The 9,135-nt window shown below is 66.7% G+C and carries 8 protein-coding genes; 5 read left to right on the top strand and 3 right to left on the bottom strand.

Annotation, left to right across the window (positions count from 1 at the left end; genetic code table 11):
- On the bottom strand, positions 1–1,862 hold a 1,862-nt coding region (locus tag ACWGI8_RS32645; RefSeq protein WP_453666460.1), incomplete at its 3' end, for a valine--tRNA ligase.
- A gap of 122 nt (positions 1,863–1,984) precedes the next feature.
- On the opposite strand from ACWGI8_RS32645, the gene ACWGI8_RS32650 reads away from it, so the two are divergent.
- The 5 genes from ACWGI8_RS32650 to ACWGI8_RS32670 all read left to right on the top strand — a co-directional run bounded on the left by ACWGI8_RS32650 (position 1,985) and on the right by ACWGI8_RS32670 (position 6,009).
- Positions 1,985–2,836 carry a helix-turn-helix domain-containing protein gene (locus ACWGI8_RS32650; RefSeq protein WP_453666462.1) on the top strand — a complete coding sequence of 284 codons (852 nt, stop codon included), beginning with the start codon at positions 1,985–1,987 and terminating at the stop codon, positions 2,834–2,836.
- Between the two features lie 43 nt (positions 2,837–2,879).
- Complete coding sequence (locus ACWGI8_RS32655; protein WP_453666464.1) at positions 2,880–3,185, top strand: hypothetical protein; 306 nt, start codon at positions 2,880–2,882, stop codon at positions 3,183–3,185.
- Between the two features lie 124 nt (positions 3,186–3,309).
- Entirely contained in the window at positions 3,310–3,714 is a 405-nt protein-coding gene (locus ACWGI8_RS32660; RefSeq protein ID WP_453666466.1) for an ATP-binding protein, read from the top strand.
- Positions 3,715–3,931: 217 nt separating this feature from the next.
- A complete protein-coding gene (locus ACWGI8_RS32665) occupies positions 3,932–4,969 on the top strand; it encodes an RRXRR domain-containing protein (RefSeq protein WP_453666468.1) in 1,038 nt (345 codons plus the stop codon).
- A gap of 80 nt (positions 4,970–5,049) precedes the next feature.
- Positions 5,050–6,009, top strand: coding sequence for a hypothetical protein (locus tag ACWGI8_RS32670; RefSeq protein WP_453666470.1), 960 nt, complete (start codon positions 5,050–5,052; stop codon positions 6,007–6,009).
- A gap of 943 nt (positions 6,010–6,952) precedes the next feature.
- Here ACWGI8_RS32670 and clpX read toward each other — a convergent pair.
- Together clpX and ACWGI8_RS32680 are read right to left on the bottom strand one after the other, a co-directional pair.
- On the bottom strand, positions 6,953–8,230 hold the full coding sequence (gene clpX / locus ACWGI8_RS32675) for an ATP-dependent Clp protease ATP-binding subunit ClpX (protein ID WP_017944896.1): 1,278 nt from the start codon (positions 8,228–8,230) through the stop codon (positions 6,953–6,955).
- Positions 8,231–8,373: 143 nt separating this feature from the next.
- A complete protein-coding gene (locus tag ACWGI8_RS32680) occupies positions 8,374–9,057 on the bottom strand; it encodes an ATP-dependent Clp protease proteolytic subunit (RefSeq protein ID WP_453666473.1) in 684 nt (227 codons plus the stop codon).
- Positions 9,058–9,135: the final 78 nt, after the last annotated feature.

The raw sequence follows: 9,135 nt of genomic DNA on the forward strand, positions 1-9,135 counted from the left end.
GAGTTGAGCCGCGACAGGATCCAGCGGTCGGTCGCCGACATCTGCTCGGGCGAGGGCATCGGGCCCTCGACCGTGGCGCCGTTCATCAGCGCGAAGCGCGTCGCGTTCCAGATCTTGTTGGCGAAGTTGCGCGAGCCCTGGACCCAGTCCTCACCGATCGGGACGTCGACACCCGGGTTGGCGCCGCGGGCCAGCGTGAAGCGCAGCGCGTCGGAGCCGTACTTGTCCATCCAATCCAGCGGGTTGACCGCGTTGCCGAAGGACTTCGACATCTTCTTGCCGAACTGGTCGCGGACCATGCCGTGCAGGGCGATGGTGTGGAACGGCGGGGTGCCGTCCATCGCGTACAGACCGAACATCATCATCCGGGCGACCCAGAAGAAGAGGATGTCGTAGCCGGTGACCAGGACGGAGTTCGGATAGAACTTCGCGAGACTCTCGGTCTCCTCGGGCCATCCCAGCGTGGAGAACGGCCACAGACCGGAGGAGAACCAGGTGTCGAGGACATCGGTCTCCTGGGTCCAGCCCTCGCCGCTCGGCGGCTGCTCGTCCGGTCCGACGCAGACGATCTCACCGTTCGGGCCGTACCAGACCGGGATGCGGTGGCCCCACCAGAGCTGACGCGAGATGCACCAGTCGTGCAGGTTGTCGACCCAGTCGAAGTACCGCTTCTCCATCTCCTGCGGGTGGATCTTGACCTTGCCGTCGCGGACCGCGTCACCCGCGGCCTTCGCCAGCGGGCCGACCTTGACCCACCACTGCATGGACAGCCGCGGCTCGATCGTGGTCTTGCAGCGCGAGCAGTGGCCGACGGAGTGGGTGTACGGGCGCTTCTCGGCGACGATCCGGCCCTCGGCGCGGAGCGCGGCGACGATGGCGCTGCGAGCCTCCAGCCGGTCCAGGCCCTGGAAGGGGCCGTGGGCAGTGATGACCGCGCGCTCGTCCATGACGGCGAGGTTCGGCAGGTTGTGGCGCTGGCCGATCTCGAAGTCGTTCGGGTCGTGCGCGGGGGTGACCTTGACGGCGCCGGTGCCGAACTCGGGGTCGACGTGCCCGTCGGCGACGACCGGGATCCGGCGGCCGGTGAGCGGCAGCTCGATCTCCTTGCCGACCAGGTGCTTGTAGCGCTCGTCGTCCGGGTGGACGGCGACGGCCGTGTCACCGAGCATCGTCTCGGCGCGGGTCGTGGCGACGACGATGGCGTCCTCGCCCTCGCCGTAACGGATGGAGACGAGCTCGCCGTCGTCGTCCTGGTACTCGACCTCGATGTCCGAGATGGCCGTCAGACAGCGCGGACACCAGTTGATGATCCGCTCGGCGCGGTAGATCAGCTCGTCGTCGTAGAGCTTCTTGAAGATCGTCTGGACGGCCTGGGACAGGCCCTCGTCCATGGTGAAGCGCTCACGCGACCAGGCGACACCGTCACCCAGACGCTTCATCTGCCCGGAGATCTGACCGCCGGACTCGCCCTTCCACTGCCAGACACGCTCGACGAAAGCCTCGCGCCCCAGGTCGTGGCGGGACTTGCCCTCCTTGGCCAGCTCACGCTCGACGACGTTCTGCGTGGCGATACCGGCGTGGTCCATTCCGGGCTGCCACAGCGTCTCGTAGCCCTGCATCCGCTTGCGGCGGGTCAGGGCGTCGATCAGCGTGTGCTCGAAGGCGTGCCCCAGGTGCAGGCTGCCCGTGACGTTCGGCGGCGGGATGACAACGGTGAACGGAGGCTTCTCGCTCTTCGCGTCGGCCTCGAAGTAACCGCGTTCTACCCAGCGCTCGTACAGCTTCCCCTCTACCTCGGCCGGCGCGTACTGGGTCGGCAGTTCGGGGGTGCTGGCTGGCTGATGCTGAGTGTTCTCGGTCACGGGCCACAGTTTACGGGGGCGGCCACCCCCGTTTCGAACCCGATACCGCAACCCGCCTCCCCCCGGCGACCACGCGGCGTAGCGTGATTGACGGCACACTCCCTCTCCCGATGGGCAGGGCGATGGCGGCGACAATCGGAGACCGGCTGGGCGAACTGCGGCTGCGCCGCGGTCTGACCCAGGAAGGTCTGGCCGAGAAGGCCCAGCTCAGCATCGACACCGTTCGCAAACTGGAGCAGAACCAGCGGCTGACAGCCCGGATGGGCACTCTGAACAGCCTCGCCCGCGCGTTGGACGTCGAGACATCAGTACTGCTCGGGGCCCCAGCAGTGCTCGCTTCATCCAACGGGAGCGAGCCACCGAGCCTCCTCACGCTCCGGCAAGCGGTGACGCCGTTGTCGGAATTCGCCGGCCTCGGGGACGAGGAGGACACACCGCCCCCTAGCGTGGCTCAGCTCCGGGCCGGCATTCGCAGCACTGAACAGATCCGTCGTCGCGGGGAGCTGACGAAGATCACAGCGTTACTGCCTGTCCTCCTCACGGACGCCCGTGCTGCCGTGCGTGAGTACACGGATGACGGCCGTGCGGCCGCGTACGCCGTCCTCGCCGAGGCGTATCAAGTAGCAGCCACCACACTGACGGCCTTTGGCAAGGAAGACGCCGCATACACGGCCATCGAGCGTTCGATGGCGGCGGCTCGCCAGTCCGATGACCCCCGGTTGGAGATCATGGGCGTGTCATCGCTGTCCTGGATCTTCTCCAAGCAGGGCCGTATCTCCGATGCCGAGCAAGTGGCGGATGGCGGAACGCATCGAGCCCGGCTTTCGTTCGGCCCCGATCGACCTCTCGCTGTGGGGAATTCTGCTTCTGCGCGGTGCTTCAGCAGCTGTACGCGCCGAACGCAACGACAGCGCCGAGGAACTGCTCTCTCTCGCCGCTGCGGCCGCAGCGAGAATCGGGAGCGACCGCCTTGACTACGCCACGCCCTTCGGGCCAACGAATGCGGGAGTCGCCACCGTGAACGCCTTCGTCGACATGGGCAAGCCCGACAAGGCGCTCAGCCACGCGAGGCGCATCCCCAGCCTGTCGACGCTGCCGCCCACATGGCTTGCCCGGCACCACGTGGACCGCGCCGTGGCGCACGCCGAGCTGCGCCAGGACGCCCAGGCCACGCGCGCGCTGCTGGTCGCCGAGCGGATTGCCCCTGAATGGATGCGATATCACTCCTCGTCCCGGCACTTGGTTGCCGAGCTGCGGGAGCGAGAGCGGCGTCGGTCCTCCTCCATCAGGGAACTGGCCATCCGTCTCGAACTCGAAGACTGAGACGACATAGGACGCACTGTCCTACCGGATCCCAGGAGTCGCACGTCCTGTCCCTGGGCTGATTCCCCGTCCTGTCACACCGTTTGCACGAACGGACCGACGACCTTCGGACGGTGGCACCACCATGGAAGACGTTTCACAGCAGCTCATCGTGCGGCGCTGGACCAGGCACCCGAGAAGTGTTGGCCTGGCACGCGCGGAGCTGCAACAGGCCCTGCTCACATGGGGCCTGGCGGTGATCGAGGACTCGGCTCTGCTTGTTCTCTCGGAACTGGTCACCAACGCCGTGGTCCACGCCCGCGTACCCAGAGGGAGGCAGATCGAGACGCGCTACGAGCGCGAACCCAAGGGCGTTCGGATTGAGGTACACGATGCGTCGGACGCACAACCCTCTCTGCGCTCTCCGACCATCGATTCGGGGCGCGGGCGGGGGCTGACGCTGGTCGATGCGGTCGCCGACGAGTGGGCCGTGAGCAAACGGAACGGACCGGGCAAAGTGGTGTGGGCTGTGGTCAGGCTCCCCCGCTGAGCCACGTGCCCGCGCCACGGTTCCGTACGAATTACCTGGATGTTTGGTAACGGTGTGAACCCCGCCGCCACGCGACCCACCCGTTTCCGCCAAGATGTTCGGAACGGATAAATACCGGAGGGGAACCCAGTAGTCACTCGCTCCCCAGTCTCACTCTGGGCCCATAGGGCCATGTGTGACCAGACTCAGCCATCACCGCATGGGGGAGGTGACCTTGATGGCTACGTTCGCTGCAGGACAGCAGACCGACCGAGCTGTGCTTCCTCAGCAGCTCGCTCTCGAATCCGCGTCAGCAGACACCCCAGGGAGTAGGGACGAAACGGGGCGCGGACGCCGTAGGGCGCCCGGCAGCGGACATCGTCGAGAGGCGATATCCGGTGGTTCACCTGCCACCGGATGCGTCACCCCCACTCCTCGGAGTGGGGAGCGGAGCCGTGAGGCTCACCCAGTCGTATTCGTTCTCGACAAGAGTGGTCGGCCCTTGCAGCCCACCAGCGCCGCGAGGGCACGAAAGCTGCTTCAGCGGGGACGGGCGGCCGTGCGCCGACGTGCCCCCTTCGTCATCCGGCTGAAGGACCGCACCATGGCCGAGTCCTCGGTGGGCGGTGTGGAACTGGGGATCCACCCCGGCAGCAGGCAGACCGGCATCACCGTCTTCACGGCGACCGCGACCGCGACTTCGGCGGGTGACACACGGCAGGGCCTCTACGGGATCGAACTCGCCCACTGCGGTGGACAGATCCGCGACTCGCTCACCCGGCGCTCGGCCTACCGCCGGGGTCGGCGACCGCGGAATCTGCGCTACAGAGCGCCTCTCTCGTCCACCGCCGCTCTCAACACCTCTGGGTCGGCGCCGGCCCGCGCCTTGGCCGTCGCCCACACTCTCGACGCTCTGTGCGTAGGCGTATTCGGGGCGGTACAGCAACACCCCCGGACCATCCGGGCCGTGTCGGCGACGGGTCGCGGGACATGCGCCCGTACACGCACCGACAGCTACGGGTTCCCCCGCCTACGCCTTCCACGGCGCAAGCACGTCTCCGGGTTCGCCACCGGCGACTACGCGCGAGCCGTAGTGGCCACCGGCAAGCGGGCAGGGACGCACACCGGGAGACTCGCCGTCCGGTCCACCGGTGGCTGCGACATCCGCACCCCGCGCGGTCTCGTCCAAGGGATCCACCACCGGCACATCCGCTTACTCCAACGGGCGGCGGACGGCTATGCCCACGCCACGCGCGCCGAAGGGCCGACACCTTGACCCAACTGGGCAAGGCGCCCCACATGCACGATTTTCAGCCCCGTCCCCAAGGCCGGGTTATCCACGCAAGGAGATCTTGAATGAGTTACAACCAACCGGGCCCGTACGGCGGTCAGCCCCAGCAGCCCGGCCCGTACGGCCAGCCGGGCCCTTACGGCCAGCAGCCGCAGGCGCCCCAGCCCGGCTACGGCTACCCGCAGCAGGCTCCGCAGGGTGCCCCGCAGCAGCCCCAGCAGGGTTACGGCTACCCCCAGGCTCAGCAGCCCGGACCCTACGGCCAGCCGCCGCAGCAGCCCCCGTACGGCGGTGGCACCCCGGGCGCCTACCCGCCGCCCCCGCCGGGCGCCGAGCCGAAGAAGAAGACGGGTCTGATCATCGGCGCCGCGGTCGTCGCGGTCGCCGTGGTCGCGGGTGGCGTCTGGTGGTTCACCGCGGGCGGTGGCGGTGGCGCCGACATAGCGGACGACGGTCCGCACAAGCTGACGACTCCGGCGACCGTGCTCACCGAGTACAAGAAGATGGACGGCAGCAGTGGTGGCGGACCGTCCGACGACGACTTCCTCAAGGATGTAGAGAAGAACGGCGTCAAGAACGGCAAGCAGGTCGATGCCAATTGGGAGGTGAAGGACGCGAGCAACCCGCTGGCCGGAAAGCTCATCACGTTCGGCGGTGCCTACGGCGAGATCGAGGATCCGGAGGCGGTCGTCGACTCGGTGTTCGCCACCATCGAGGCGAAGTCCAAGGAGGACAAGGACGCCGAAGTGGAGGTACTGGGCAGTCCGAAGGAGTACAAGCCCGCGGAGCTTGAGGGCGCCGTGCTCAAGTGCCAGCAGCTCAAGTCCAAGCCGGACGCCTCCGAAGCTCCCGCCACCGGGCCGAAGGAGTTCACCATGACGGTGTGCGCATGGGGCGACCACAGCACGGTTGCCTTTGTGATGCCCATGGACATGTCCACCTTGATGTCTGGCAAGGGCACCACGCCCGAGGACGCTGCGAGCATCACCGCCAAGCTGCGCAAGGAAATCCGCGTCAAGGCCTAACAGACAGCAAAGGAACGTGCAGGACTGCTCGGCCAGTTGACCAACTGGCCGAGCAGCATCCGCGTAGGCAGCCACCGTCCTGCTCTTCTCTCGACCTCGTGGTTCTTGACGTTACGCAGCACCAGCGTGGGGTTCACACTTGCTGACGGGCAAGATCTATAGGCCGTTACCGCGAACATACGCAGCGACGACGCTCGCATCGGGATCAAGTAGAGCCCCGGCGATGAGGATTTCCGACCGCGCGGCCAGGACCGCAATGTTCTTGGCTGAGCCAGGAAAGGGCCCTACTGCAACTCCGCACCTGACCAATCAGGACGGCCAGCCTGGTCTGACGGCGACGACTTTCAGCCGTTAACCGAAGCGGCCGTAGAACGGTGGCCGACCGGAGGTCGCGAAGTCCACTGCGATCCAGCCATATACGCATCACCCCCTGGTGTCACCCACCAATCTCATGATCACATGGACTTGATTGCGAACTCCAGTTCTAACAACTTATTGAGGATTACGTGACACGCTCAAATACCAAGCGGCTCACTACGGCAATCTTCCTGGCTACAGCGGTTGCTGTGACCCCCGTGGCAACCGCAGCGCCCGCGTCAGCAAGCCAGGCCGATTGTGTCAGCTTCCTGTCTGCCCTCAAGTACACCGTCGGCCCGAAGGTGAGGGAGGCGTGCCATTGGCGAGCCGTGGAATGGCCCATGCGCAAGCCCAGCGAACCGTGCATGAATCTGCTCAGGGACGTTGGCATCAGCAACTGGAACCATCGATTCACAGCCTGCTACAAGGCGTGAGAGCTGCCGTACAGACTCGCTGGCCTGGAGCACGCAGGCACAAGGTTAAAAGGGTGCGTGGCCAAGTGGTTGGCCACGCACCCTTTTGCCCGCCTGGCGCCATGCTCGCGCACTAAGGTCTACCCCCTGGCGCCAGATGAGCCGCCCGTCGGCTACGCCGACTTCTCGTGCCGCCCGTCGTTCTTCACGATCCGCGGCACCAGCGTCGGGTTCACGTTGTTGTGGACGACGTCCGCGGTGATGACGACGCGTGCCACGTCCTTGCGGGACGGGACCTCGTACATCACCGACATCAGGACCTCTTCCATGATGGCGCGCAGTCCTCGCGCACCCGTTCCCCGCAGGATCGCCTGGTCGGCGATGGCCTCCAGGGCCGGGCGGTCGAAGTCCAGCTCGACGCCGTCGAGTTCGAAGAGGCGCTGGTACTGCTTGACCAGGGCGTTGCGCGGTTCGACCAGGATCTTCAACAGCGCCTCGCGGTCCAGGTTGTGGACCGAGGTGATGACGGGGAGACGGCCGATGAACTCCGGGATCATCCCGAACTTCACCAGGTCCTCCGGCATGACCTCCTGGAACTGGTCGCTGGCGTCGATCTCGCGCTTGGAGCGGATCGTGGCGCCGAAGCCGATGCCCTTGGCGCCGGCGCGCGACTCGATGATCTTCTCCAGGCCGGCGAAGGCGCCGCCGACGATGAAGAGGACGTTGGTCGTGTCGATCTGGATGAATTCCTGGTGGGGGTGCTTACGGCCGCCCTGCGGGGGGACCGAGGCCGTCGTCCCTTCCAGGATCTTCAGGAGGGCCTGCTGGACGCCCTCGCCCGACACGTCCCGTGTGATCGACGGGTTTTCGCTCTTCCGGGCGACCTTGTCGATCTCGTCGATGTAGATGATCCCGGTCTCGGCCTTCTTGACGTCGTAGTCGGCCGCCTGGATCAGCTTCAGCAGGATGTTCTCGACGTCCTCGCCGACGTACCCGGCCTCCGTCAGCGCCGTGGCGTCGGCGATGGCGAACGGGACGTTGAGCATCCGGGCCAGGGTCTGGGCGAGCAGGGTCTTGCCGGAGCCGGTGGGGCCCAGCAGCAGGATGTTGGACTTCGCGAGCTCGATCGCGTCGTCCCTTCCTTGGCCGTTCTCGCCGGCCTGGACGCGCTTGTAGTGGTTGTACACCGCGACCGAGAGGGCCTTCTTCGCGGGCTCCTGCCCGACGACGTACCCCTCGAGGAACTCGTAGATCTCCCGCGGCTTGGGGAGTTCCTCCCACCGCACCTCGGAGGTCTCGGCGAGCTCCTCCTCGATGATCTCGTTGCAGAGGTCGATGCACTCGTCGCAGATGTACACCCCGGGGCCTGCGATGAGCTTCTTCACCTGCTTCTGGCTCTTTCCGCAGAATGAGCACTTGAGCAGGTCGCCGCCATCACCGATGCGTGCCACGAGGTGCTTCCCCTTCGCCTGGGAGCGCTTGGTTCAGCGGCTCCTGGTGCCTCATATCCGACGGTACCTTGCCGGGCCCCTCGTTCGGGCCCCCCTTGGCACGGTTCACATTGACGTGTACCGCGCCAAGGGAAGGTCGGGCGTCAGGCGGCCGCTGCGGCCGTGCTCTTACGGGTGGAGACGATCTGGTCGACCAGGCCGTACGCGAGGGCGTCCTCGGCGGTCAGGATCTTGTCGCGCTCGATGTCCTCGCGGACCTTCTCGATCGGCGTGGAGGAGTGCTTGGCCAGCATCTCCTCGAGCTGCTCGCGCATGCGCAGGATCTCGTTGGCGGCGATCTCCAGGTCGGAGAGCTGCTCCCGGCCGGTCTGCGAGGACGGCTGGTGGATCAGCACGCGGGCGTGCGGCAGGGCCATCCGCTTGCCGGGGGTGCCGGCGGCCAGCAGGACGGCGGCGGCGGACGCCGCCTGGCCCATGCAGACCGTCTGGATGTCCGGCTTCACGAACTGCATCGTGTCGTAGATGGCGGTCAGCGCGGTGAAGGAGCCACCGGGGCTGTTGATGTAGATCGAGATGTCGCGGTCCGGGTCCATCGACTCCAGGCACAGCAGCTGCGCCATGACGTCGTTGGCGGAGGCGTCGTCGATCTGCACGCCGAGGAAGATCACGCGCTCCTCGAAGAGCTTCGCGTACGGGTCGTACTCACGCACGCCCTGGGAGGTGCGCTCGACGAAGCGGGGGACGACGTAGCGGTTGTCCACCTGCGGGCCCGTGTAGAGGCCGCTCGCGGAGGCGCCGGAGAAGTTGTTCATGTGGGTGTTCACCATCCTGGTGGCGTTCTGGGGCTGGAGGTCTCGGCGTACGAGAGGGGGGGGCGGGAGTGCCGCCGGTCCGGTGGGAGCCGG

Source organism: Streptomyces sp. NPDC054841, assembly GCF_053611045.1.